Genomic DNA, 26,122 nt, shown 5'->3' with positions numbered 1-26,122 from the left:
TCCACCGTGGAGAGACCGGAGAGCCGGACCGCACGGTCGGCACGTTCAGCAGCCTACGACCCTCACCCGCCTCGGAAAGGGAAACGTCCTGTGAAAACGATCCAATCCGCTCCTGCCCCGAAGATCCGCGGCCGCGCCGTCATCCCGATCGCGGTGATCGGCCTGCTCGCCTCCCTCACCCCTGCCGCCTCCGCCCTGGCCACGCCGGCGCCCATCACGGCCATCGCCGCCGAGACGCCCTCGAAGAGCGGCGATGAGCCACGCGTTCCGGCGGGTTTCCGCGAGCGGAGAGTTCGGGTCGGCGACATCTCGATCAACTACGTGCGCGGTGGACGCGGGCCGACGCTGGTGCTGCTGCACGGATATCCGCAGACCTGGTACACCTGGCGCGAAGTCCTGCCCGAGCTCGCCAAGCACTACACCGTCATCGCTCCGGATCTACGCGGAGCGGGCCAGAGCGACGCACCCGCCGACGGCTACGACAAGAAGACCCTCGCCGCCGACCTGCACGGCTTGTTGACCGAACTCGGCCTCAAGCGGGACATCAGGCTCGTGGGCCACGACATCGGCACGATGGTCGCCTACGCCTACGCCGCCGCCCACCGCCGCGACGTCACCAAGCTGGTCCTCAGCGAGGCCCCCATCCCCGACAAGTTCCTCTACACCTTCCCCGCCCTCACCGCGAAGGGGCCGGGCTTCTGGAACTTCGGCTACTTCAGCCTCACCAACGGCCTGCCCGAGCGCATGGTGAACGGCAGGGAGGAGCAGTGGGTGGAGCGTTTCGTCGACTCCCTCGAAGTCAGGAAGAACGGCGTCAGCGACAAGCAGGTCCGCGAGTACGCGCGCTGGCTGCGCGACGACGCGCACCTGCGGGCGAGTTTCGAATGGTTTCGTGCCCTGCCACAGGACGTCACCGACAACCGCGCGTACGGCGCGAAGAAGCTCACCATGCCCGTGCTCGCCATCGGCGCCCGCGGCAGCCTCGGTGACTTCGTCCCCGCCCAGGTCCGCCGATACGCCGACCGCGTGACCGGGGTCGTCATCGAAGACTCCGGTCACTGGATCTTCGAAGAACACCCCGAACAGCTCACCCGCACACTTCTGCGCTTCCTCAAGAACTGACCCGACGCCGAAACAGGAGCAACCGCATGAACAAGAGGCACCCACCCCATACCGGCGACACGCAGAACTCCTTAGCCTCCCGCTGCCTCAGCGCCTCGCCTGACACCTTCACCTCTGACCAAGGAGATCCGCCATGTCGGCCTTCGGGGAGTCTGAGTACAGAAATTAGCGGTAGAGGCCGCTAACTGCGGAAAAGCGGGTACATAACCATTCTGCCCGGTATGGCCAGCCCGGAATTGATGGCCGTGAGCTGGAGAAACGTCTCCGCCCTCAGCTCTACCGCCAAGATCTGTACCGATCCTCCCGGGAGGCATGGAAACCCCAGAGTTCCCGCGAACCCAAGGGTCGAGCCCAGGCGCTTGGGGTGGTCTGGGAGGTTGTGCGCCCTTGGGTTCGCCGGAACCCAAGGGCGTTGAGGAAGAAGCTTCACCGATCCCGAAATCCCTTCAACCGCCAGAGCGACGTGCCCTGTACGGAGAATGCCCAGGTCCTGAAGCTATGGCGAAGATGGAAGGCTCAGGGAACTGTGGGGTTATTCCTTACTCAGGAGAATACTTAGGAGAATCGCCACTCCTGGTTCTGTGCCCCGGAGGTGCAGGTCCACTGGATGAGGGGGTCCCCATCCTTGTTGTTGCTGTCACCGGTGTAGCGGCCCGTCACGGTCAGACACTTATTGCTGTGACGGGCTGCCAGGTTTGTGGTGACCTGGGCAGTGACGGCGTTCGCTGCCGGCATCGCAACGACCGGGCCGGCGAGCAGAGCGACAGCGAGAACTACGGCTTGACCAGCGTGAGTGAATTTCCTCGAATCCCCTTCCTTCCACTCCTTAATCGCACGCCTCTCCGCCGGAGACTTGCGGCGAAACCAAGACATCTTCGATCCTTCCGGTCGCGCGGACAGCACTGAGAGTCCTCCATCGTTATGGAACCTCGACCACAGGAATCCGTAAAGCCGCTGGCCGAAAGAATCGAGTGGTCTAAGAAATAACCCTTGAGTTCGTTGGGCTCGTTTTGGCCTGCGTAAACCCAGGAACTGGGCTTATTGGCTGGCACTCCGGCTTCTTCTTCGAGAGTTGCTGAGATTTCAGAGATTCTGAAGGTCTACCGTTCTCGTCGTTCGTCTTGCTCCAACGGTGAAGGCGAGGAGGCCGGAGTCGGTGCTGGCGGTAGTGAAGGACCTTCGAGTGGTGCGTGCCCGGCTCCTCATGCTCCCGGACGGCAGCACGCGCACGCACGGGCCGGTGTTCCTGTCCGAACGCCGCCCCGTCCCCGCCCGCCGCCCAGACGCCGGCGACATCTGCCCGCACACCGGCCGCGCCACACCCGCGTCGGCGACGACAGCGGTCTTGGGTGAACGCCCGGTGTCCGCGGCTCAACCGCGCAGTCGCGCGTTGAGCCGTGCGGCCTGTCGCGTGAGGTGGTCGCGTTCGGAGAGGTTGGGTGCCGATCGGGCGGCTTCGGCGTAGAGACGCGCCGCGTTCACCGGGTCGCCGTCACGTTCGCGCAGGTACGCCGCGGCGGCGGTGTGGCGGGGCAGGGAGGGGTCGAGTTCCGCGAGGGCGGCCAGACCGGCCCGCGGGCCGTCGGCCTCGCCGACCGCGACGGCCCGGTTGAGGCGGGCCACCGGATTGCCGGTGAGGCGCACCAGTTCGTCGTACCACTCGACGATCTGCACCCAGTCGGTCTCCTCGACCGTTCGGGCGTCGGCGTGCAGCGCGGCGATGGCGGCCTGGGCCTGGAACTCGCCCAGCCGGTCACGGGCGAGGGCCGCCTGGAGCACGTCGACGCCCTCGGCGATCAGGCGGGTGTCCCACAGGCCGCGGTCCTGTTCGGCCAGAGGGACGAGCCTGCCGTCGGGGCCGGTTCGTGCCGGTCGCCGGGCGTGGTGCAGCAGCATGAGCGCGAGCAGGCCCGCGACCTCCTCGTGTCTGGTCGCCGCGGCCAGCCGGCGAGTGAGCCGGATCGCCTCGGCGGCGAGGTCGATGTCGCCGGAGTAGCCCTCGTTGAAGACCAGGTAGAGCACGCGCAAAACCGTGGCGACGTCTCCAGGCCGGTCGAACCGGACGTCCGAGACGGTTCGCTTGGCCCTGCTGATCCGCTGGGCCATGGTCGCCTCCGGCACGAGGTATGCCTGCGCGATCTGACGCGTCGTGAGGCCGCCGACCGCGCGCAGCGTGAGCGCGACGGCCGAGGCCGGTGTCAGGGACGGGTGCGCGCACAGAAAGTACAGGCGGAGTGTGTCGTCCACCGCCTTCCCCGGGCCGGGTACGGGCTCGGTCTCGACGCGCACCTCGCGGTGCCGCCGCGAGGCGTCGGCGCGGGCGGCGTCGAGGAACTTCCGCCACGCCACGGTGATCAGCCACCCACGGGGATCCCGTGGTGGATCGCCCGGCCACACACGTACGGCCTCGACCAGGGCGTCCTGCACGGCGTCCTCGGCCGCCGCGAAGTCGGCTCCACGACGGACGAGAACGCCGATCACCGCGGGCACCAGCTCCCGCAGCAGCGACTCGTTCACTCGACCACCGTGGGCTGCCCGTAGAACGGTCGCAGCTCAAGCCACTCGTGGATCGGCTTCCCGCCCGCTCCCGGCGCCGCGGACAACTCACCGGCCAGCTCAAGCGCCCGCTCGTAGGTCTCGACGTCGATCACCATCCAGCCAGCGATCAGGTCCTTGGTCTCCGCGAACGGGCCGTCGGTGACCGGCGGACGCCCTTCGCCGTCGTAGCGGACAAAGCTGCCCTCCGGGGAGAGCGCCTGGCTGTCGACGAACTCGCCGGTGCTCTCAAGCCGGGCGGCGAAGTCACGCATGTACTGCATGTGGGCCGAGATCTCCTCCGGCTCCCACTGGTCCATCGGCACGTCGTTCACCGATGCCGGCGCGCCCCGGTAGTGCTTGAGCAGCAGGTACTTGGCCATCGTGTTCTCCTTGGTGAGGTACGGCCCATTGTGGCGGTGTTCACCACGGGGACGGAGCGGCGCGCGGCTTCTCGACATCCCGTCGCGACATTTTCCGGCGGACTTCACGGAGTCCGCGTACCGCTGCGGGGTCGAGGCGTGGGAGATCCATCCCACGCGAGCGATCGTGTGTTGCCCGGCCGCCCTCTTCGCTGTCGTTCTCGGTCCATCCGGCGGATCGTTCCGGTTGGTCGCGGGTCGCCCCGGGAGCTGTCAGCCGATCTGCTCGGCCAGCGCGACGATGATCCCCCCGGGGCCGCGGAGGTAGCAGAGCAGGTAGATGTTCTCGTAGCGCACCAGATCTCCGAGGAGTTCGGCGCCGTGGGCGCGCAGGCGGGCGACGGTGTCGTCGATGTCGTCGACGGCGAACATGACCCGATGCAGGCCCAGCGTGTTGGGCGGCGGGTTCTGCGGCCCGGCGCTGATCGCCGCGGGGGCGTGGTACTTCATCAGCTCCAGTTTGTTGTGACCGTCCGGGGTCCGCATCATCGCGATGTCGCTCCGGATACCGTCGAGTCCGACGGTACGGTCCGCCCAGAGGCCTTCGATCTGCGCCTCGCTTTCCAGCTCCATGCCGAGTTCCACGAAGAACGCGATCGCGGCCTCGAGGTCGTCGACGACGATGCCGACGTTGTCCATCCGCTGAATCGCCATGCTGGTTCTCCTTCTTCGCTGGGCGGTCCGTTGTGGCCACCGGTGTACCTGGGACGGAGCCGGCACCACATTCTCGACATCCGGTAACGTACCGAGTTCGATCGCCCTGGCGCGGATCATCTCGGTCACGCCGGATTCGGCCGCGACGAGCCATATTCTCTGCATCTTCGTGAACCGCTCGCGGAGCGGGAAGGCGCGTCGGCCGGAGCCGCCCTGACGCGAAGGAGAGTGACGTGCGACCGCCTCGATGTGCGAGAACGGGATCAGCCGTCGACGATCACACCTCCGATCTCGCCCCCGTCACCTGTCGCTGCTCGCCTACCTGCAGTACGACGGCCCCAGCACGGTGAACCGCCTGGCGGAACGACTGGAGGTCGCTCCCACGACCATCAGCCTCATGGTCGGCGACCTGTCTCGACGCGGTGTCCTGACACGGGAGGAGGACGACGCCGACCGGCGGCGGGTCGTCGCGATCGCACCGGAGTACGCCGAGCCGATCCGCGAGTGGCTGGCGGGCAGCGCGCTGGCGTGGGCCGAGGTCCTGGCCGACCTCACACCGGCCGAGCGCGCCACGATTGTACGGACGATGCGTGCCTACGAGACCGCCCTGGGCAGGCGGATGCACACCTGACGCGAAACCGCCCACGTCGACGGTGACGGCTCACGGAGGTTTCCCGGCCATCAGCCAGGTCGGCGCCTACGACCTGCCGCGTATGGTCGCCCGAAGCGGCGGTGTCCGGTCTGGGCCAAGGGGCTGGGAAACATCGGGGTGGGTGGCTGTGCCGACTGGGCGGACCCACGATCAGCCGGTCTCGTTGAGACCACCGAGGGAGGCAGGAGGCGGGCGGTGCCGGCATCCCAGTACACCCATTCGATGTCGCCGCCCTTGGACGTCAGTGGCGCTTTGCGGTTCTCCAGGTCGAGGTCTTCGACGTTTCATTCGACGACGCCCCTGACCGGCGCACGACTATGCCAGGTGATCTACATGAGCCGTTGGGTGTCTGCCACGTCAGCTGGGACGTTTTCCAATGTAGGCAAGGTGTGTCGAATCGGTCCTGCGGCGCCGGGCGAGGTCGCCCGGCGCCGCAGGTAGCTCGTCAGTGACGATGGGTCATGTCACGGTGAACATGAGTACGCCTGTCAGGGCGGTGTAGCCGTCGTTGTGGAGGTACCAGGCCGCGTAGGTGCCCGGGCCGGGCAGGGCGGTGGTGGGAATGGCGATGGTGCCGTCGGCCCCAGGGGCATATCCCCAGGCGAGGGCCTCCACCTCCGAGGGCTTCTTGTCGACCGGATACAGGCCGACCCAGTTCTTGGCGCTGACGGTGCCGGCCGGGGTGGAGTAGTGGACGGTGAAGTTCGTCCCCTTGGCGACGGACTTGGTGGTGCTGGTCAGGGTGCTCATGGGCGCCGGTGCGGCGGGCGTGAGGGCAGGGGCGTCGGAGGGGAGGCTGTAGTAGGCCGCCAGGCGGCCCACGATGGTCTCGGCGTAGGGGACAAGGCTGGCGAAGTGTGTGGCCAGAGCGGTTTTGGCTGCCCCGCTCAACGCGTTGAAGTCGCCGGTGGCGCCGGTCAGGTAGGGCTGCAGGCGGTGGATGAGCCCATAATCGCTGGTGATGCCGAGGGCGCCCATGGCTTGGGCCAGGGACGGGGTGGTGGTGGCGGTGTCCAGGACGCGGCTGACGAAGGTGACGCGGTGCATGATGCGCCAGCAGGGGGGTTTGCGATCGGATTGCTGGGCGCGCTTGAGCGCCAGCGCGTTGGGGTCCTTGCCGCGGTCCAGCCATTCGGGGTCGATGACCTTGCCGTAGAAGTCCTCGAAGTTGTCGGTGGTGGTGTCGAGATAGAGGGTCATGAAGCGGTAGGCGTCGACGCGACCGGGCACCAGGATCGGTTTGCCGTCGGCGTCGAACACCGGAATGTCGCCGTTGTGTTTTTGTAACTGGTTGCCGGGGGCGCAGGTGACGTCCAGGCTGAAGGTGCGGGTGGCGTCCTTGGATTTGCTGCGGGTGACGCTGTAGCCGGTGGTCGTGGTGGACTCGAAACCGAACTTGGCGCCGACGTTGCCAATCGCGAAGCCCCCGACTTCGCTCCAGCCGATGGCGGCGGTGAAGGTGAAGGAGCCGGCCGTGGTCTCGGTGACCTGGTCGGTGGTGCCGGTGGTCTCGGCGAAGAACCCGCCGGCGGCTGTCCACACGTAGGTGTTGACGATGTTGCGGCGTGAGGCGGCCCGGGTGGCCGCGCGTCCGGCCTCGGGGTTGCCGCCCTGGGCGATTTCGGCGCCGGTGCCGCCCATCATGCCGTTCAGTACCTTGGCCGCCTGGCCGTGGGTAGGGTCGGGGGCGTGGGTCTCGGTGGACACCGATTCGTAGAAGCCCTGCAGCTGCTGCTGTTCGCGCTGGATCCGCTTCTTGATCCGGTAGGCCTCCACCGGCCGGTAATAGCTGAACTCGCCGCGCTCCCCCTGGCCCGCCTTGGGGAAGTGCGGGTCGGGGAAGGCACGCAGTCCTGGGGCCGTCTCGTGCTTGGCGTAGCCGACGACGCCGTCCAGGGTGCCCTGCTTGGTGTAGCGGGGGTTGATCGGGAAGGGGATCAGGTTCCAGTCGCGGGGGATGTCGGGGCTGGGCAACATCCGGTAGGCGACCAGGGCGCCGCTGTGGACCAGGCGCAGCGCGTACAGGTCGGCGGTCTCGGACTGCACCACGGCGAATCCGGTGTTGGCCGGCACCCAGCGTCGCCCGGCGGTGGGGTTGACCTGCTTGGTCGGGTCGGGGTCCTCCCAGCCGCCGGTGACCTCCACCTTGCTGGTACGGGTGGTGTTGGTGCCTTGGGAGACCTTGGTCTCGTTGCTCCAGGTGTTGGCGTACTTGAGTTCGATGTTGAGCCCGAGATCCAAGGTGGCTTCGGCCAGGGGTTGTGCCGTACCGGCGCCCAGGGGGGCGGCGACGGTCCAGATGCTCTGGGCGGTCGCTATCTCGAATTTCACCTTCGCGGACGTGTCGATGCTGTTGTTCTTGTTCGACGACAGGGCGTTGACGACGTTGTCGGCCTGGACGAAGGCGACTGAGGAGGCGCCCTTGTAGTCGCCGGCGGTGCCGGCGATGAGGTTCTCCGACGGGATCGGCGGGGCGCCTTCGATGTAGCCGATCAGTTGCGGGTCGAACTGGGCCTGGCCCACCCAGGTGGTGGTCAGCTCACCGACCTTGTACCCGGTGTTGAGCACCCACGATTTGTCGGCCTGCAGGTAGGTGTAGGCCCGTTTCAGCACCCCGATGAGCGAATCGTCGGTGAGGCGCTGGATGTCGCCGTATTCGGTGGCGGCCGGGGTGGCTGCGATCAAGGTGTGGAAGGCGGTGCGGATACCGGTCAGCGCGGAGCGGACCTGGGCGGTGTCGGTGGAGATCGGCGCGGTGGACAGCACGATCTTGGGGGGCGGACTCGACTGGGTCAGGTGATGGCCACTCAGGCCGGCGTCCTTCACCACCACCCCGGCCACGGTGTCATCGGCATCGAAGGGATAGTAGGCCAGCAGATCCTGGCGGTCGCCGCGGACGCGGCCGAACATGTTGTCCAGGATCTGCTCCTGGGTGCGGGCGGTGCGCCACACCCGGATCTCGTCCAGGTCACCGGTGAACCCGTCGGCCACCACCGAGCGCGAGGAGGTGGGCCGCACCACGCTCGACGTCGTCGAGATCGTCTTCCCCGAGGGGACGGGGCTGCCGTTGCGGTAGAAGGTGAACCGGTTCCCGTCGGGGTCGGGGGTGCGGACGCGGGTCACCGCGTGCAGCGTGGCCGGGTAGGAGCCGCACAGGTCCTGGGTCTGGGAGCCCTTGCTCTCAGGGAAGGTCCACCACGCGGTCAGGCCGGAGGCCTTGGCGGTGATCGGCACGCCGATCTGGTCGCCGTTCCTGACGACGGTCCAGATCCGCACCTCCGACAGCGCGCCCTTCAGACCGGAGGCCGTCTTGCCCACCATCATCCGGCCCAGCTCGGCCGGCGCGTCGTTGCCCACGGGCTTGGCGCCGCCGTACCACTGCGAGTCGCCGACCTTCTTGCCGTTGATGAAGAAACAGATCTCCACCTCGGTCGTGGTACCCGTCGGGTTCTTGCGGGTGACGGCGACCTTGTTGAAAGTGCCCGCCGTCAGGGCCGTCGTCGACTTGTAGACCTTCGCCGCGTCCGAGCCGGAGCCGGGTTCGAAGGTGAAGGCGAGGCGACCGTCGGTGTCCACATACAGGCAGTAGGGGACGGCGGTGTGGTTGCCGGCGCCGAACGTGCCTTTGCCGACCAGTCCCTGCTTGGCGCCGATGGAGTCGAGTTTGACGAACGCCTCGATGGTCAGGTCGTCCACGAGGTCCAGGCCGCCCGGGCCGCCGGCGTTGAGGTGGCCGGTGCCGTCCATCTGGATCGCCCAGTCCTGCTCGAACGAAACCGCCAGATGCGCCCATTCGGCCAGGGGGAACACCTCGGAGCTGCGGAAGACCTGCTTGTTGATGTTCGCGTTGATGACGTAGCCGGACTCCCCGTTGGTCCGGGTGCCGTGCTCCACCCCCAGCGCGTACCAGGTGTCGCCGACATCGGTGTGCAAGATGGTGTCCAAGCCGTCGACGAACGTCGGCTTGGCCCAGGCCTCAAGCGTCAGGTTCCCGGCCGCGGCCAGGGCGGAGATGTTCGCCGTACTCGTCAGTTCCAGACGGTGCTTTTGGGCGGCGTCAAAGGAGAACGCCCGTCCCGGCGCGTCACCGTGCCAGCGCGGCCCCAGCGGTTCGCTGAGATTGGACGCGGTTCCCGCGGGCACCGACGCGGTGAGAGACCCGGCGTAGGCGCTGATGAGCAGCGAGCCGTGAGCCGGCGACATGCCGGCCACGTTGCACGAGGCCAGCGTGTAATCGTAGGCTGCGATGCGGACCTTGGCGCCCGTGCCGGCGGTGAGGTTGCCGGTGGTGAGGGTGATCTGCGCCGACCCCGACTGCCCGCCTGCGACCGTGCGGCTGTCCCCGCCCACCGTGATGACCGAGCCCGCCGTCAGCGTGGTCGTCAGCGGCTCGGCCAGCGTCACGGTCTTGTCCTGGACCGACAAGACCGTCCCCAGGTCCGATCCTCGTGCCGAGCCGTTCAGCACCGCGGCCAGGAGGTCGGCCCGGTCGGGTACCGAGGGAAACGTCTCGACCGTCGTACCCCGGCTCACCTCCACCTTGCACATGCCGGTCCCGGTCGCGGTCACCTTCACGTCGAAGTCGGCCAGTTTCATCGCCACATCGCGGCCGGACAGGCGCAACGTGCCGCCCGTCATGGCGATCTCCTTGACAGCGGGGGAAATGGTGGTCGCGTAGTAGACGGCGAAGAACTGGCCCTCCCCGCCACGGAAGTACAGCGCCACCTCACCGGTGGAGCTGTCCAGCAGCGCGGGGGCGTGACTTGTCCAGGCGACCGACAACAGGGCACCCAGCACGGTCAGGCCCGAGCGGTCGATGCACACCTTGGGCATCGCCAAGACCGCCTCGGCCGCACCGAGCAGCGCCCCGGTCAGCGTGGCCTGCGCGTTGAGAGCCGTCTCCAAGGCCGCCTTGTCCGCACCGAGTCGCTTCTGGGCCTCGAACTGGCGATCAGCTTCCGGATTCAGGACGGCCGCCTCGGCGAAGAGATTTCTCTCCCTCTCCCGGTGGCCGCCCCAGTCGCGGGCCGGGCCAACGATGGTCCGGTTGAGCGTGTACAAGCTGATGGCGCCTCCGTCGTACAGCTCGTGATCGATCTGGGCCAACCGCGCCCTGGTGCCCGCGAGCCGCGCAGCGAGCACCTGGTCGTTGTAGAGCTGACCGCGGGCCGTGGTGACGGCCTCCTGGGCGGCCCGCAGCTTGTCGCTGTCCTTGGTGGGGTCGGGCACGCCGATCCAGGTCAGATCGATCACTCCCGGCGCCGTGGCCAGTCTCCCCTCCCGCGACAGTGCGAAGTCCAGGGTCGCGACGTAGGAGCGGCCGGTCGGCTCACCCGTCGGCGGCGGCCCCGAGGTGGCGAAGGCCAGCAGTACCCGCGCCTGCCCCTTCTCCGGCGACGGCGTGTGGCCGTATCCCGTCACCGCTGGTTGCTGCTGGTAGTACAGGGTCGCGGTCAGACCGCAGACCACCTTGCGCCCGGTGATCGAGAACGACTGGCGGCTCACCCCCGGGCCGTCGAACAACGGTGCGTCCGAATCCGTCCACACCGGACCGGCCTCGAACGTGCCCTCGAACTTGTTGACACCGCGGTCGTGCACCTTGGTGCCCGAGCCCTCGTCGAAGGGAAAGTAGGCATACAGCCCGGCCTCCGTGCCGGCCGGCCGTTGCCCCCGCGCCGAGAAATCACCGCGGGAAAGCGTCCAGATCCGCACCTCGTCGATGTGCCCGTTAAAGGGATCAGCCTGTGCCGGGCCAGAAACGACCCGTTTGCCGACCATGAGCTGGGCGGTGACCTCGACTTTCGTGGCCGTGGCGAGGGTCCCCACGGCCACGCCGTCCAGGAACAGTTGCATCTGCGATCCGTCGAAGACCGCCGCCACATGCGAGTAGACGCCCATCGGCACCGCCGAGGTGGAGGTGAGAGTCTGAGAGCCGTGGCCGAACAGCAGCTTGCCGTCGGCCTTCAGACTCAAATAGGCCGGGGTGGCCAAGCCGGTCGTGTCGGTGCGGCCCACGATGAGCCCGGTGGTGGTGGCGGTGGCGGGCTTGATCCAGGCTTCCATCGTGTACGGCCCGGCGGTCACCGCCGTAGAGGTCCTCCCCGCGATGACCGGGGCGCTGGCCGTGTTGTCGAATCGCAGCGCGGTGCCTCCCCGGTTCTGCGGTGGGCGCACCGGCACCAGCAGTTTCCCGGTGTGGGAGTCGATGCCCGGGGCCCGCTCCAGCACTGAGCTGGCGAATTTGGGGTCGGGACTGGTGTAGAGCTGGGTGCCGGCGACGTTGAACAGCCCTTCGGGACTTTGCTCCAGGTTGTAGCTGTGCAGGAGGCCGGCGTCGTCGGCGGTGAAGATCTGCCAGCGCGAGAACCCCGAGATCGCGGTCGGCAGCGACAACACCGAGAAGATCCCGCCGCTGAGCTTGCCCGCGAACGACAGCTTCAGGGTCGGCTCGTAAAACAGCCGCCCCTCCATGTCGCGGGTGCCGAGTGTGTCTCCGCCCGAAGCGGGGGCGATTCGGCTGCGGCTGCGCTGGTAGCGCGCCTCTACGACCGGTTTGAGTTCGGCGCCGACCAGCACGAACCGGTCGCACAGCAACGCGGAGTCGGCTGCGGCGACCTTGGCCTCGCCGACCAGGGTGTAGTCCTTGCGCGCCGAGTCCCCCGACCACAGGCCCCCGGTCGTCTTGTACACCGACCCCGAGTCACCGGCCGCGACCGACTGGCGAAACACCAGGATGTGCCGGCCGTCGGAGAGCACCTGGATGGGGAAGGTAGAGGTCAGCCGAGCCGTCGTCGACAGGAACGGGTCGTCCTCTCCCGGCAGCAGCTTCTCCGAGAACGATGCCTCCACCGAGCCGCGCCTCTTCACCGTCGGCATGACCGCCGTCAGCGGCGTCTCCGTGCTCACCTCGACCATCTCGGTGGGGAAGGGCAGAAGTCCCGGGTCGCTGTTCCAGTAGGCCGCATCCAGTGCTCCCCGCGCCCGGTCGGCCTGGTCCAGGCTCAGCACGCTGTAGTAGATACGCCGGTCGGCCCCCACCGCGAAGGCGACGACCATGCCGTCGTGGCGGACCATTGTCGTGGAGGTGTACTCGCGGTCCTTGTAGACCTTCACCAGGTTTTTGTCGTGCACGAAGAAAACTCCTGACCATTGACGCCCGAGAAACACGTGAAGACATCCGCGCACCACAAAACAAAACGTGATGCGGCCGGATTGAATGCGTGCGTGAACATGCGCACGCGAAAGAATTAGATTTGCGCGCCCGTCAAGGGGGTGCGCAACAACGGCTCAAATATCACACGTCGGCGCCGTGAGCCGACGTGTACGACCCATGCCCGGCGGCGCCGTAGAGCTTCTACCTCATCACCTAGACAGACAGCGCCACCCCCAGTTCGACTTCCTCTCTCCGTAGGACTGAGGCGCGTCTTAGGCGACAGCGATGCACATCCCGCCGATACCACCTGCCCAACACGAACCATCAACTAAGACATCACATTGCGTGGCAAATAACAACAGACGGTTTCGGTATGTTGTGCCGATTTTCGGCGTGGCTGCGATTTCCGCATCGCCGACTCTCGATCCTTACTATCTCAACTGTCGCCAGAAATATTACCTGACCCTTTCCTCTGTGGGTCGCGGCCGATATCATGCAGCAGAGACAGCTGTTTTGATGTGCGTTTTCTGATGGTTTCACTGCGCCTCGGTCAGTCCGAAATAAGGGATTGTCCACCTGCCGTAATTTGCGCCTCGCCGATACCCGTTCCGTCGACGGGCAGTGCGCCCGCGCACGGCACAACCGTCGAGGCCACCGTGGACCGGCATCGACTGGCGCCCTGGAGCGCGACGAAGATCCGTTATCACGCCGCCACACGCCAAACCGTCACCTGGTCAGTGCCTACACGCCTTCGTACGGTCTGGGAATGGGCAAACGACCGGTTAGGTCCCACATGCGCAGGCTGTCTAGCGGTCGGCGAATCCGGGTGCGTACTCACTCCCGCAGGACCGCGGCAGCAGCGATTGACATCAGCGCGGCCGCCGTCCTGGTCATCGTCATGGCCGCTCTCTTGACCCGTTCCTCGACGAGTGACCCAGCCCAGGACCCAAGGCCGGCCGTCCCCGCCGAAACCAGCACGGCGCCGGCGGACCCAGTAACCGAACCTCCGCCGCCAGAACCAACCTGATCCCCCGGCCCATGTTGGCAAGGGGCGGTTGCGCCCAAGGTGGGTGAGGTCAGGAAGTGATGGGCAGGTCGCGGCGGGCCTGGTCCAGATCGGTGGTCCAGATCCACAGCCGCTGCGCGGGGGCACCTGGTGGTAGCCGTAGAGGCCGACCTCGGCCAGGGTGCGCAGGTCCACACACACCCGCTGAAACGCCTGCCCGATCGTGGCGGCCGGGCCGTCGGGCAGGTCGCGGGCGCCGAGTTTGATGCAGGCTCGGTACTCATAGCCCAGCAGCAGATCCTCGCCGAACTGCGCCCACACTCCGCGTTTTTCGGCCCAGGCGGTCTCGGCGTCGGCGACCAGCAACGTCAGGTCGGCCGTTGAGGGCAGAGAGGGGTAGATGAGGAAGGTCGCGGCCCAGCCGGAGGCGACCATGTCGAGGTTGAAGGTGCGCCGGCGCGGGTCATCGCATGGCGGCAGCGGGTCGCTGGCGCTGCCGGTGAACCAGGCCCTTTGTCGGTGTGAATGGCTGCCCGCGGGTTCCTCCACCCCATCGTCGGCGGGCTTGACGAGCAGCACCCGCCCGGCGTCCTCGGTGATCGGCGGGACTCACACGTTCAGACCGCCACTCAGCGGTCCGTGGGACTGTACGGTTTTCGGTGGTTGCCGAGAAGGCGCCCTCAGAAGCCGAGATCGCTGAGGCCGGGGTGGTCGTCGGGACGGCGGCCCAGCGGCCAGAAGTACTTGCGCTCGGATTCGGCGATGGGGAGGGTGTTGATGGAGGCGTGGCGGGTGTGCATCAGGCCGTGCTCGTCGTATTCCCAGTTCTCGTTGCCGTAGGAGCGGTACCAGTTCCCGGCATCGTCGCGGTGCTCGTAGGCGAAGCGCACGGCGATGCGGTTGCCGTCGTAGGCCCACAGCTCCTTGATCAGCCGGTAGTCGAGCTCGGTGTTCCACTTGCGGGTCAGCAACGCGACGATCTCGTCTCGGCCCGTGGCGAACTCCGAGCGGTTGCGCCAGCGGGAGTCCACCGTGTAGCCCAGCGACACCTTCTGTGGGTCGCGGGTGTTCCACGCGTCCTCGGCCAATCGGACCTTCTCGATGGCCGTCTCCCGGGTGAACGGTGGCACCGGCGGGCGGGTCGTGTCAGCCATGTCGACTCAACTCCTTCGAACTCCGGGGACTCACCGCAGGTCCGGTGAGCCCTGGAAACATCGGAGAACGTTCGTTCTCTCAACTACTTGCTAGAGTAGAGAACGTCGGTTCTCCGCGCAAGGGGGCACAGATGGTGGATCGGGAAGCGGCACGGGAACGGGTGCTCGACGCAGCCCAGGAGCTGTTCTACAGCCGGGGCATCCAGGCGGTCGGGATGGATGCGGTACGCAACGCCTCCGGGGTGTCTCTCAAGCGCCTCTACCAGCTGTTCCCCTCCAAGGAAGCGCTCGTGCTGGAATTCCTGCAGCAGCGGGATTCACGGTGGCAGCGGGCTCTCGCCGACTACGTCGAGGCGCAGCCGACGCCCGAGGAGCGGATCGCCGCGGTGTTCGACTGGCTGCACAAGTGGTTCTGTGAGCCGGATTACCGCGGATGCGCCTTCATCAACTCCTTCGGCGAGTTGGGCGCCGTCTCGCCCGAGGTCGCCGAGCAGGCCCAGCAGCACAAGAGGGCCTTCCACGACTACCTCGCCCGGCTCGTGAAGGCATCTGGGCGGCCCGCCAAACTGGCCGATCAGCTCGCGCTCCTCGCCGAAGGAGCGATCACCACCGCAGCGATCTTCGGCACACCCGAAATCGCACACCAGGCACGAGACGCTGCGTGCCTCCTGATGCACACGCATCCCGGCCCTGATCTCCCACAACTACGGCGATGACAAGTAGCGACAGATGATCACAACATGCCTCGTTGTTCGCTGAATCGCAACCAAGCCAGCGCAAATGGTCACCGACCATGCATCGATAGGGCCTCTGACCTGCGGTCTGCCCCTTTCTGGCTTACTTGGTCCGCCCCCACGTAGGCTCTCTTCGTGAGACAGCCACTCGATCCAGACATGTTCGCGGGGTGCCGCGCCTCGGAGGTCCCTCTCATCCGAATCGGCGATAAATGGACGGGGCGAATAATCCGGTGCCTTGAATCCGGACCTCGGCGTTTCTCGGAATTGCAGATCCCACTGCGTGGAATTACACCGAAGGTGCTTACGGAGACGCTCCGCGCGATCGAACGCACCGTCTACCCTGAGATGCCCCCGCGAGTCGAATACGAGCTGACCTCACTCGGCCGGACGCTTCACGAACCCATGGCCGCCTGCTGCGCCTGGTCACAGGCACACATGCCGGAAATATTAGATGCACGTGAAGCCTGACGCGCCGCAGGGAGAACCGACCGAATTCGGTTCTCCCCATTGGCCTGGCACTTCAGCTTTTCAAGCTGGATGACGCATCACCTGCGGCTCCACCGGTTGTCCTCACCGCCGATCATGATCTCTGCGCTTGGAATCGATCACCTCAGACTCCGGCTACGGTTCGTAGCGGCGGCGTGCGAGGTGAACGGTGACGTCGGCGGTGATCTCGACCGTCTCCGGTAGAACCCTCCTGATCTGGCGAAACACCTGCTCGCGCTCCGCGTCCGGCAGGACGAGATAGGCCGAGACGGTCGAGAGGTGGCCGATGTAAGCGTCGGCGGTCAGCGTGAAGCGGCGTTCGATCACGGCTTGCCGGACATCGGTGAACCATTCGGACCGTTGAAGCTCGGTGCCCGGCCACTGCATCTCCGCCTCCGGAGGTGTCCCATCCGGGGACGGGACATCATCTCTCGCCAGGAACGGTGCCCGTGCCGCGCGGACGGTGCGCGCCACGGCCGGGTCGGCCGGCTCGATCGGCCCGCCGAACGAGGCGACCACTCCGCCCGGCTCCACCAGCGAAGCCATCCGTGACCACCGATCCTCCGGGCTCGTCCAATGCAATGCCGCGGCCGCGTAGACCAGGTCGTATCTCTCCCCCGGCCGCAGATCCTCGAACGCGGCTCGCACGGTCCTGACATGTGCCGGTACGTGCTTGCGCAGCTCGGTGAGCATGGCCTCATCGGGCTCGGTCGCGGTCACCGCGACCCCTCGCTCGGCGAACAGGCGGGTCGCCTTGCCCGTGCCGGCACCGATTTCGAGGGCGGTCCTCAACGGCCGGGCGGCGTACGCCGCTACCGTGTCGAAAAGCTCCTCGGGATATCCCGGCCGGAACCGTTCGTAGGCTTGCGCCATCATTCCGAAGCTCAGCGCGCGATCGGACACGCTGAGCACGATAGTCCCCCGACGGCGCTCAAGCGATGTTGCTGGAGAGTCCCACGTAGATGGCCGTGCTGAACGGCGGCAAGGACACGCGGCGCCACCCGGATGAACGGCGACAGGGGCGGCGGTCAGGGAATCACCGCTCCTCCTTGAGCCGCTCGAAGACGAGCTGGGTTCGGTGTACGGCGCGCACGCCGTACACCTGACAGATCAGGTCCGGGGTGAGGACCTGCTCGGGCGGCCCGTCGGCCACGATGCGGCCGGCGTTCATCACGTAGAGGCGGTCACAGAAGGCGGCGGCCTGGTTGAGGTCGTGCAGCACGGCGAGGGTGGCGATGCCCAGCTCGCGCACCAGATGCAGGATCTCCAGCTGGTGGCGGATGTCGAGGTGGGAGGTGGGCTCGTCCAGCAGCAGCAGGCGGGTCTGCTGGGCCAGGGCGCGGGCGAGCAGGACGCGTTGTTTCTCCCCGCCGGACAGGGTGGCGAAGATCCGCTCGGTGGCGCCGGCCAGGCCGACGCGCTCCAGCGCCCGCGCGCACAGCTCCTCGTCGCCGGCGGCGTCGGCCCTGTAGGGGGTGCGGCCCATGAAGACGATCTCGGCCACCGTGAAGTCGAGGTCGGACGGGGTCTCCTGGGCGACCACGGCGGTGCGACGGGCGGCCTGGCGGGCGGGCAGCCGGTGCACGTCGTCACCGTCGACGGTGATGAGCCCGGCGGCGGGGCGCAGCGCCCGGTAGATCGAACGCAGCAGGGTGGACTTGCCGCAACCGTTCGGCCCGACCAGGCCGACGAACTCGCCGTCGTCCACCACCAGGTCGGCCTCGTGCACGATCGGGTGGCCGTCCAGTGTGACGGACACGCCGCGCAGATCGAGTTTCACGTGACGCTCACCGCCCGGTCCACGGAGCGGCGGCGCAGCAGCCACAGGAAGAACGGCACGCCGAACAGGGCGGTGACGATACTGAGCGCCAGTTCCTGCGGCGCGTTGACGGTGCGCGCGGCGATGTCCACGAACTGCAGGAACACCGCTCCGAGCAGGGCACTGACGGGCAACACGCGGCGGTGGTCGGCGCCCACCAGCAGCCGGGCGGCGTGCGGCACGATCAGGCCGACGAACGCGATCGCGCCGCTGGTGGCCACCAGCACGCCGACCAGCAGTGAGGTCAGCACGAACAGAATCAGGCGGAAGCGGTGCACGTTCACGCCGAGCGAGACGGCCGTCTCCTCTCCGGCGGCGAGCGCGTTCAGCGGACGGTGCTGCAGCAGCAGGTACGTCACCCCGGCGGCGAGGACGACGGCCGGCAACGGAAGCATGTGCCAGCGGGCGCCGCCGAGGCTCCCCATCAGCCAGAACAGCACCTGCTGTGCGGCCCGGCCGCTCTGGGCCAGCTGCAGGACGAAGCTGTAGGCGGCCTGGAACAGGTAGGCCAGCGCCACCCCGGCCAGCACGAGCCGGGACGGGGACAGGCGGCCGGACCGCTGCGCCAGCGTGTACACCAGGGCGAGCGAGAGCAGGGATCCGGCGAAGGCCGCGGCCGACAGTGACAGCCCGCCCAGCGCCGAGGCGCCCAGGATCAGCACGAGCACCGCGCCGAACGAGGCGCCGGAGGAGATGCCGAGCAGGAACGGGTCGGCCAGCGGGTTGCGTACCAGGGCCTGCAGCACCGCGCCGACCACAGAGAGCCCGGCCCCGACCAGGAGTGCCAGCAGCGCGCGTGGCAGCCGGAACTCCCACACGATCTGCTCCTGCACCGGGGTCCAGGTGCGCGCTCCCCCATCGGTCAGGACGCCGGGCAGGAGACGGTCGGCGACGATGCCCCAGGCTTGGGGCAGCGCGACGTGCACCGCGCCGATGCTCACCGCCAGCCAGGTCGAGGCGACGACGGCGACGGCGAGCACGGCGATGAGCAGGAGAAACCCGCTCACGCGGCGCCTTTTCGGCACGATCCCGGTCTGTGCCGGGCTCTGCCGGGTCGCGCCGGTCACCGGGTGAAGGCGTCGGGGTGCAGGAAGCGGGCGATGTCGGCGATGGCCAGGATGTTGCGGTAGCCGGGGTGCTGGGCCGCCACGGGGAGTGCGAGGTAGCGCTGCTCCTTGGCCGCGGGGCTGTTCTTGGCGATGGCGAAGGCCTCGGCGGCCTTGGCCGGTGAGCTTGGCATGTCCTCGCCGCGCAGGGTGGAATAGTCGCTGATCAGGACGGCCTCGGGCTGGGCGGCGCTGACCTTCTCGGCGCTGACCTCGGTGTAGTCGCCCTTGACGTCGGCCAGCACGTTCGTCCCGCCGGCGGCGGTGATCATCTGGTGGGTGATGCCCGAGCCGCCGTAGGCGTTGACCGGGCCCTTGCCGCCGTCGGTGGCCAGCACCTTGACCGAGCTACGGCCGGCGACGCGCTTCGTGACATCGGCGAGCCTGCCCTGAAGTTCGGCGATCAGCGCGTCGGCGCGGTCGGGGACACCGAAGATGGCGCCGAGATTGCGCAGGTCGGTGTAGGTGTCGTCGATGGTGAACTCGAGCACCTCCTCGGGGCTGCACCAGCCGCCCAGGATGTACACCGGGGAGCCGGCCGCGTCCAGCTCCTCCACGGTGGCGTAACCGCCGGCGGCGTCGAAGCCGGCCATCGCGTTGTCCAGGACGAAGTCCGCGCCCTGGGAGAGCATGACCTCTTTCTGCGGCAGCATGATCGTGCCGGAGATCTCCGGGATCTTGGCGTACTGCTCCTGCTGCCCCGGCAGGAACGGGCTCTCGGAAAAGTTCGTGCGCCCGGCGACCTGATCGCCCAGACCGAGCGCGAACAGAGTCTCCAGAGAGGGGTGGTAGCCGGTCACCACCTTGGCGGGCGGCTTGTCGAACGTGAGCTCGCGCCCGCAGTTCTCCACCGTGACCGGGAAACCGGCCTGCGGCGCCGCCTGTTCGGCCTTCTGGCCGGTCCCTTGAGTGGCGGGAGCCGGTGAGCAGGCGGTCAGCGTCAGAGCGACTGCCAGGACGAGCAGTCTTCTCATGATCGGGGTACCGCCTTCGGTGGCGCGTCGCCGCCAGATGGTCGGGGTGATGTGGGGCGGGCGGCTCATGTGGTGAGTCTCCGGAGGTTCGAGATCAAACGATCGTTGTGCATCAAAGCACCACATTCTGCACATAAGTTGCAATTGCCAGCAAGTCGCACTAGGTCGGCGATGATCGGAGGGGCCTTCCGTGCGAGGTGGAGCACACGGCACACCCACAGGTAATCGGGCTGGGGCATCCTGGCCTGGGAACCGCTGAGCCGACGCCTGGTGGTGGAGCAGGTGTACGACCATCACGGCAACGTCGGTGTGAACACCACCCCGCTGCTGGTCTTCGACGCCTGGGAGCACGCCTACTACCTGCAGTACCGCAACGTGCGCCCCGACTACGTCGAGCAGCTGTGGTCACTGATCAACTGGAACGACGTCATCGCCCGCTTCGACGCGGCCAAGGGCGCCTGACCTCATGACCGCGGCGCCCGACCGTCCGTCCTTCCTTGATGAATGGTCCAACAGGACGGCCGGGCGCCGCCCCCTGCACATCCAGATAGTCGCCTCCCACGTCATCACCCGGTTTCCTGGGAGCGTCATGGGGGCCACGAGAACACCGAGATGATGCGCCCCTGGCAGATCGTCCCCTGATCGGGGCCTTGATCAGGCATTACCCGATTCGTCGTATCGGATCGCCTGAACCCGGGCATGCCCGTGATGCGCGGGCATGCGGCAGATGAATTGGGGGCTCGGGATGCGGCCGGTGGGACAGGACGACCAGACGTGCGCCGACAGGCCGCCTGTGCACCGGCGCGAGTTGCTCGGCCTGCCGGTCGTGGTGGTCTGCGGATCGGCGCTGACGGCTTGCGGGACGCATACCACCAACGTCTCCTACGCCACCTCGCCGACGCCTTCCGCCCCGGCCGAGCAGATCGAACCCGTTACCCCACCTGAGGATCTGATGCGCGAGCACGGTGTGCTCAAGCGCATCCTGCTCATCTACCGGGACGGGATCCGGCGCATCGACGGCGGCCAAACCGTACCGGCCCAGGCGCTGCACGCCTCGGCGGGTCTCATCCGCTCCTTCATCGAGGAGTACCACGAGCGCCTGGAAGAGAAGTACGTCTTCCCGCCGCTGGTCAAGGCCGGCAAGCTCACCGGCACCGTCACGGTGCTGCTCCAGCAACATCGGCGCGGACGCACGGTGACCGGCCGCATCCTGAACGCCACCGGCACCACCGGCGTCGCGACGCCGTCCGCCCAGGCCCGCCGCGCCCTGGTCGCCGACATGGCCGCCTTCGTCCGCATGTACGAACCGCACGAGGCGCGCGAGGACACCGTCGTCTTCCCCGCCCTGCGCGAAGTCGTCTCCGCCAAGCAGTTCGCCGAGTTGGGCGAGATCTTCGAAGACGAGGAACACCGCCGTTTCGGTACGGCCGGCTTCGCAGGCGTCGTCAACCAGGTGGCCGACATCGAGAAGAGCCTCGGCATCTACGACCTGGCCCAGTTCACTCCCCGGGGGTGAGCTGTCGATGACTTGAACGCGATCATGCGGTGTGTGGCCAGGAAGCTTCCTGAACGCCGGCCCGAAGCAGGGCTTCGGGCCGGGAAGCGGCACTGATCAGAGATCCGCTCGGACAGCTCGGGCGGCGGCGACCATGTTGGCCAGGGCTGCTCGCGTCTCGGGGTAGCCGCGGGTCTTCAGCCCGCAGTCGGGGTTGACCCACAGACGGTCGGCCGAAACGGCCTGGAGGGCGTTGCGCAGGTTGTCCTCGATCTCCTCGGCGGTCGGGACGCGCGGTGAGTGGATGTCGTAGACGCCGGGGCCGATGCCGTTGGCGTAGCCGACCTCGGTCAGGTAGGGCAACAGCTCCATGTGGGAGCGGGCGGCCTCGACGCTGGTGACGTCGGCGTCCAGGTCGGCGATCGGGCTGATGATCTCGCCGAACTCCGAGTAGCACATGTGGGTGTGGATCTGGGTGGAGTCGGCGGCGCCGGAGGTGGCCAGCCGGAACGCCCCGACCGCCCAGGCCAGATAGACCTCCTGGTCGTCCTTTCGGAGCGGCAGGAGCTCGCGCAGCGCCGGCTCGTCCACCTGGATGATCCCGATCCCGGCGGCCTCCAGATCCGTGATCTCGTCCCGGAGCGCGAGGGCCACCTGGCGGGCGGTCTGCGCCAAGGGCTGGTCGTCGCGGACGAACGACCAGGCCAGCATCGTCACCGGCCCGGTGAGCATGCCCTTGACCGGCCTGGACGTGAGCGACTGGGCGTAGGAGGCCCACTCCACCGTCATCGGCTCGGGGCGTGAGACGTCGCCGTGCAGGATCGGCGGGCGCACGCAGCGGGAACCGTACGACTGGACCCAGCCGTGGTCGGTGGCGGCGTAGCCGTCGAGTCGCTCGGCGAAGTACTGGACCATGTCGTTGCGCTCGGGCTCGCCGTGGACGAGCACGTCCAGGCCGAGCTCCTCCTGAAGCGTGATCACGCGGGCGATCTCGGTGCGCATCGCCTCGACGTAGGCGTTCTCGTCGATCCGTCCCGCCTTACGGTCCGCGCGGGCCTTGCGGATCTCCGCGGTCTGCGGGAACGAGCCGATCGTCGTCGTGGCCAGCTCGGGCAGTCCCAGTTTGGCCCGCTGCGCCACGAACCGGACCGCCCGATCGGCCCGCCGCGCGTCACCAAGAGCCTCCAGCCGGGCCCGGACGTCGGGATCGGCCGGTACGACAGGGGGTTTCACGGCCGACGGGTTCTCGGAGCGCAGGTCGGCGGCGAGACCGACCAGCTCGGCGACCTTCTGCCGGGCGAACGCCAGCCGCGCCCGGACCGCCGGGTCCAGCGCCGCCTCACTGTCGAGGTCGACCGGGACGTGCAGCAGTGAACAGGAACTGCTCAGCTCCACCGTGTCGGCGAACCCGAGCAGGACCGCATACGTCGACTTCACCCGCGCCGGGTCGGCGCGCCACACGTTCCTGCCGTCGACCACCCCGGCGACCAAGGTCTTGCGGGCCAGCCCGCCGACCGAGGCCACCGCCTCCAGGTTGCCGGGTCCGGCGACGAAGTCGAGCCCGATCGCCTCGACCTCGGTAGAAGCGATCGTCCGCAGCGCCTGCGCACCGACGGCGCCGAAGTACGTGGCGAGCAGGATCTTCGGACGGCTGGGCAGGCCGCCAAGCCGCCGGTAGGCCCGCCCGAGCGCGTCGATCTCCCGGGCCCCGAGGTCGCGGGCCAGGGCAGGCTCGTCGAACTGCACCCATTGCGCGCCCGCGCCCGCCAGCCGTTCCAGCAACTCGGCGTAGGTCTCCACCAGGGAGTCCAGCAGGTCGAGCGGGGTGAATCCCTCAGGTGAGTTCGGCGCGGCCTTGGCCAGCAGGAGATAGGTGAGCGGGCCGACGAGCACGGGCCGCGTCTCGATCCCCAGATTCCTGGCCTCCAGATACTCGGCCACGGGCTTGGCGGCCGAGCCTCCGGCGAGCTGGAACCGGGTGTCCAACGCCATCTCGGGGACGATGTAGTGGTAGTTGGTGTCAAACCATTTGGTCATCTCCAGGGGCGGAAGCTCGGCAGTGCCTCGCGCCATCGCGAAGTACCGGTCGAGCCCGGTGAGGTCGCGGTAACGCGCCGGCACGGCGTCGATCATGACCGTGGTGTCGAGCACCTGGTCGTAGAACGAGAACGTGTTCGACGGGATCGCATCAAGGCCCGCGTCACGCAGCTCGGTCCAGACCGAGCCGCGCAGCGACGCGGCGGTCGCCTCCAGCTCGTCGGCGCCGATCGTGCCGGCCCAGAAATCCTCGGTGGCGAATTTGAGCTCCCGATGCGCGCCGATGCGCGGGTAGCCCAAAACGGTCGTCCTCATGGCAACTTCCCTCGTCTCGCCAGTATGCGGCCAGGCAGGAGAGAGAAACGCAACGCGGAGCAGGCCCCCGGCGAGCGCGTCCCAGGCCCTCCCACGAGGCCGCGGACCACCGCGCGCCGAGCGGCACGCGGGCGGAGGCAGGTCTTCGGACTCGCGGGCACCATGCCTGAGGCATGACCTACTGGCCGTCGCTTCCCAGGCACGCGCCCAGTGCTTGTGACGGCGGTCGTTCCTGCTTACCGCTGCGGGGCAGTCCCGGATTCACACCGGGTTCCCTCTTACGACGCCCACCCCCGAAGGAGACGGGCGAACCATCCACACCGGAGAGCTTAACGGCCCGGCCACCGTTCGGGCCCAGTCGTGTGCGCGTCGGTGGCTCACTACGGGCGAACGGCGACCGATTCGGCGGAGAGCGTGACCTCGATGGTGATGTGCGGATTGTCCACTTGCGGGAGCTGAAGCCCACGCTTGAACTCCTCCGCATCGTCCGGCATCATCTTCGGCTGAACTGTGACCTTGACGTGGCCGGTCTCGTCATCTGGGTGCGTCGTCATCGTGGCCACCTCAGGACGGGATTGGAGCCAGGACACGACCGTGTCCTGGGCCTGCCGAAGCTCCGCGGCCGAGAATCCCTTGCCGCCGATCAGGGTGACCTCCACGGGGAGGGTCCTGGCCAACTCGATCGCGCGAGTCGGAATGGGCCCCTTGAAGCCGACGCGCAGCCCTCGCTGGTCGTCGACGTACCTGACGCCGGAGATCTCGTCGGGAAACTCCGTATTAAGTTTGTCGATCACCTGACTGTTGGACGACTGCGAACCGAAGCGGTCGATGGCCTCCTCGTAGGAGATGCCCTCCGATCTGGCGATGGTCCCAAGGTCGACCAACTCGGCGTAGGGAATGCCGTCGATCGTCACGCCCGGGTCGGTCACCGCGGGGTCGTAACCCTCGAAGTCCGTCGGCTTGGGCGACGAGGTAGCAGCCACCCGGGTCGCGTACCGCTTGACGACCTCCTCCAAAGGCCGACCCGACGACGCTGCCTCTCGCTTGAGCCGCTCCAGGGTGGGCCGATGCGCTTTGGGCTGATCGGCCCGCGGCAACACGATCGTCTCGCTTCCGGCCACAGTGAGTGCCGGACCGGCACCGGACTGGCCGCAGGCGCACAACGACGCAAGCACCGCAATGGTCAAAAGCAATTTCTTCACACCTAAGGGACGCTCCGCCGCCCTGAAGGGTTCATCCAGCCGCTCCCGGTACGGCGAAGTCCGTTCGTCAAATAACTTGGGTCTCCTGGCGCACTCCGGAAGGCACGGTCCGGCGCCGTTACGCGGGCGGAGGACGGTTGTGACCGGGCTCTCGCCGTTGCGGAGCAGGCGTGGTGCCGATGCCGGCCCGTGTCCTGGTCGCCCCGGTTGCCTGCCGAAGTGAAGCGCGGCCGGTTGCCCGTACTCCGCTGTCATGGGTGGCCGTTCACTCAGTCCGTCATCGCGCGGGCGAAGTGCGGTTCCGCCGCTTCCAGTCGCGGTACCGAGATGCCCAACCGTCGTGCTTCGGCCAGGGTGTCCCGGCAGACCTCACGCGGCTCCTCGGCGTCGGGATCGGAGTGCGCCGCGAAATTCACGCGCGCGAGCGCGACATGAGCGGTCAGCCAGGCGAGCACGGGGGCCGTCAGCCAGGTGGGCGCACGCAACGACAGCACACCGCGGTGACGTCGCAGGTCGACACCGCGCGCCTGGAGGAGCGGCAGAAGCTCGCGGATGGCCAGCAGTGCCTCGCGCAGGTCGCCCGTCGCCCCTGTCAGCTTGGACAACGAGCCCAGTCTCAGGCCTTGGGAGTGCAGGCCCGCGTCGAACACGAAATGGATCCACAACCAGCCGCGGAAATCGGATTGTTCCCTGAGCCGGAGTCCGGCCTCGCGAAACGCCTGGCGTACGGCCCGCTCCCGGTCGGTCGGGGGCGGGCCGAGGGTGCCGAAGACCACCGACGGCAGCAGCGTCCCACGGAGCACGCCGTCTTCGCCGAAGCCGCCGCCGGAGCCGGGAAAGCCCCAGGCGACCTGCTCGCAGGGGAGGTCGCCGATCGCGGCCGGCGGTTCGGTCCAGATGTTGCCGAAGACCAGCACCGTGGCCCGGCCGACGCGCGGGGTCAGGAAGGCCGCCGCCTCGGCGAGGCGGTGGTGCGACACGCTGAGCACGATCAGGTCGAAGTCGTGGTCGGGCTCCAGCGTCTCGCGTAAGCGCACCGGCCACCTTTCGACGACGCGTTCTCCCCACGGCCGCCGTCGTGCGTCGAGCAGGTCGAGGTCTATCGCTTCGCCGTACGTCGCCGCGCGTCCGGGCCGGACGTAGAACTCGACGTCGTGGCCGGCCCTCTCCAGGGCCCAGCCGTAGATGGTGGCGATCACGCCTCGGCCGAACATCAGGATCTTCACGCCGCACCTCATGGGATACAATCGAAT

General features: G+C 67.8%; 19 protein-coding genes and 1 riboswitch. Of the genes, 6 read left to right on the top strand and 13 right to left on the bottom strand.

Annotated features, from left to right (window positions below; genetic code table 11):
- Positions 1 to 90: 90 nt before the first annotated feature.
- Positions 91 to 1,122, top strand: a complete 1,032-nt coding sequence (locus ABT352_RS38190) for an alpha/beta fold hydrolase (RefSeq protein WP_350949927.1) — start codon at positions 91 to 93, stop codon at positions 1,120 to 1,122.
- Between the two features lie 1,371 nt (positions 1,123 to 2,493).
- On the opposite strand, the gene ABT352_RS38185 is transcribed toward ABT352_RS38190, so the two are convergent.
- From ABT352_RS38185 to ABT352_RS38175, 3 genes are all read right to left on the bottom strand, one after another.
- Positions 2,494 to 3,639, bottom strand: a complete 1,146-nt coding sequence (locus ABT352_RS38185) for an RNA polymerase sigma factor (RefSeq protein ID WP_350949926.1) — start codon at positions 3,637 to 3,639, stop codon at positions 2,494 to 2,496.
- Entirely contained in the window at positions 3,636 to 4,040 is a 405-nt protein-coding gene (locus ABT352_RS38180) for a YciI family protein (protein WP_350949925.1), read from the bottom strand. The genes ABT352_RS38185 and ABT352_RS38180 overlap by 4 nt, the downstream gene beginning before the upstream one ends.
- 252 nt (positions 4,041 to 4,292) lie before the next feature.
- Positions 4,293 to 4,718, bottom strand: a complete 426-nt coding sequence (locus ABT352_RS38175) for a VOC family protein (protein WP_350949958.1) — start codon at positions 4,716 to 4,718, stop codon at positions 4,293 to 4,295.
- A 262-nt stretch (positions 4,719 to 4,980) separates the two neighbouring features.
- Between ABT352_RS38175 and ABT352_RS38170 the strand changes: the two genes are divergently transcribed.
- A complete protein-coding gene (locus ABT352_RS38170; RefSeq protein WP_350949924.1) occupies positions 4,981 to 5,364 on the top strand; it encodes a MarR family winged helix-turn-helix transcriptional regulator in 384 nt (127 codons plus the stop codon).
- A 480-nt stretch (positions 5,365 to 5,844) separates the two neighbouring features.
- On the opposite strand, the gene ABT352_RS38165 is transcribed toward ABT352_RS38170, so the two are convergent.
- The 3 genes from ABT352_RS38165 to ABT352_RS38155 all read right to left on the bottom strand — a co-directional run bounded on the left by ABT352_RS38165 (position 5,845) and on the right by ABT352_RS38155 (position 14,698).
- Entirely contained in the window at positions 5,845 to 12,516 is a 6,672-nt protein-coding gene (locus ABT352_RS38165) for a LamG-like jellyroll fold domain-containing protein (RefSeq protein WP_350949923.1), read from the bottom strand.
- Positions 12,517 to 13,241: 725 nt separating this feature from the next.
- Entirely contained in the window at positions 13,242 to 14,123 is an 882-nt protein-coding gene (locus tag ABT352_RS38160; protein WP_350949922.1) for a hypothetical protein, read from the bottom strand.
- A 101-nt stretch (positions 14,124 to 14,224) separates the two neighbouring features.
- The gene (locus ABT352_RS38155; protein WP_350949921.1) at positions 14,225 to 14,698 is read right to left on the bottom strand and encodes a nuclear transport factor 2 family protein; all 474 of its coding nucleotides are present in this window, start codon (positions 14,696 to 14,698) and stop codon (positions 14,225 to 14,227) included.
- Between the two features lie 131 nt (positions 14,699 to 14,829).
- Between ABT352_RS38155 and ABT352_RS38150 the strand changes: the two genes are divergently transcribed.
- Both ABT352_RS38150 and ABT352_RS38145 read left to right on the top strand, forming a co-directional pair.
- Positions 14,830 to 15,414 carry a TetR/AcrR family transcriptional regulator gene (locus ABT352_RS38150; protein WP_350949920.1) on the top strand — a complete coding sequence of 195 codons (585 nt, stop codon included), beginning with the start codon at positions 14,830 to 14,832 and terminating at the stop codon, positions 15,412 to 15,414.
- A gap of 177 nt (positions 15,415 to 15,591) precedes the next feature.
- A complete protein-coding gene (locus ABT352_RS38145; RefSeq protein WP_350949957.1) occupies positions 15,592 to 15,903 on the top strand; it encodes a winged helix-turn-helix transcriptional regulator in 312 nt (103 codons plus the stop codon).
- A 153-nt stretch (positions 15,904 to 16,056) separates the two neighbouring features.
- On the opposite strand, the gene ABT352_RS38140 is transcribed toward ABT352_RS38145, so the two are convergent.
- From ABT352_RS38140 to ABT352_RS38125, 4 genes are all read right to left on the bottom strand, one after another.
- Complete coding sequence (locus tag ABT352_RS38140) at positions 16,057 to 16,824, bottom strand: class I SAM-dependent methyltransferase (protein WP_350949919.1); 768 nt, start codon at positions 16,822 to 16,824, stop codon at positions 16,057 to 16,059.
- Positions 16,825 to 16,957: 133 nt separating this feature from the next.
- Complete coding sequence (locus tag ABT352_RS38135) at positions 16,958 to 17,701, bottom strand: ABC transporter ATP-binding protein (protein ID WP_350949918.1); 744 nt, start codon at positions 17,699 to 17,701, stop codon at positions 16,958 to 16,960.
- Positions 17,698 to 18,747: a FecCD family ABC transporter permease gene (locus ABT352_RS38130; protein ID WP_350949917.1), complete on the bottom strand. Its 1,050-nt coding sequence runs from the start codon at positions 18,745 to 18,747 to the stop codon at positions 17,698 to 17,700. Before ABT352_RS38130 ends, ABT352_RS38135 begins: the two co-directional genes overlap by 4 nt.
- Positions 18,748 to 18,803: 56 nt before the next feature.
- The gene (locus tag ABT352_RS38125) at positions 18,804 to 19,889 is read right to left on the bottom strand and encodes an ABC transporter substrate-binding protein (protein ID WP_350949916.1); all 1,086 of its coding nucleotides are present in this window, start codon (positions 19,887 to 19,889) and stop codon (positions 18,804 to 18,806) included.
- A gap of 168 nt (positions 19,890 to 20,057) precedes the next feature.
- On the opposite strand from ABT352_RS38125, the gene ABT352_RS38120 reads away from it, so the two are divergent.
- Positions 20,058 to 20,282, top strand: coding sequence for a Fe-Mn family superoxide dismutase (locus tag ABT352_RS38120; protein WP_350949956.1), 225 nt, complete (start codon positions 20,058 to 20,060; stop codon positions 20,280 to 20,282).
- A gap of 256 nt (positions 20,283 to 20,538) precedes the next feature.
- The gene (locus tag ABT352_RS38115) at positions 20,539 to 21,336 is read left to right on the top strand and encodes a hemerythrin domain-containing protein (protein ID WP_350949915.1); all 798 of its coding nucleotides are present in this window, start codon (positions 20,539 to 20,541) and stop codon (positions 21,334 to 21,336) included.
- Positions 21,337 to 21,432: 96 nt separating this feature from the next.
- On the opposite strand, the gene metE is transcribed toward ABT352_RS38115, so the two are convergent.
- The 3 genes from metE to ABT352_RS38100 form a co-directional block, all read right to left on the bottom strand.
- A complete protein-coding gene (gene metE, locus ABT352_RS38110) occupies positions 21,433 to 23,667 on the bottom strand; it encodes a 5-methyltetrahydropteroyltriglutamate--homocysteine S-methyltransferase (protein ID WP_350949914.1) in 2,235 nt (744 codons plus the stop codon).
- Positions 23,668 to 23,786: 119 nt separating this feature from the next.
- Positions 23,787 to 23,999, bottom strand: a riboswitch (cobalamin riboswitch).
- A 48-nt stretch (positions 24,000 to 24,047) separates the two neighbouring features.
- On the bottom strand, positions 24,048 to 24,869 hold the full coding sequence (locus ABT352_RS38105; RefSeq protein ID WP_350949913.1) for a hypothetical protein: 822 nt from the start codon (positions 24,867 to 24,869) through the stop codon (positions 24,048 to 24,050).
- A gap of 269 nt (positions 24,870 to 25,138) precedes the next feature.
- Positions 25,139 to 26,095 (bottom strand): ketopantoate reductase family protein, encoded by a 957-nt coding sequence (locus ABT352_RS38100; RefSeq protein ID WP_350949912.1) that lies wholly within the window; start codon positions 26,093 to 26,095, stop codon positions 25,139 to 25,141.
- Positions 26,096 to 26,122 lie beyond the last annotated feature (27 nt).

Source organism: Streptosporangium sp. NPDC000563 (assembly GCF_040299985.1).
Classification (GTDB): domain Bacteria; phylum Actinomycetota; class Actinomycetes; order Streptosporangiales; family Streptosporangiaceae; genus Streptosporangium.
Note: the sequence above shows the minus strand (reverse complement) of the source record. Positions and strands in the feature narration are given on the sequence as shown.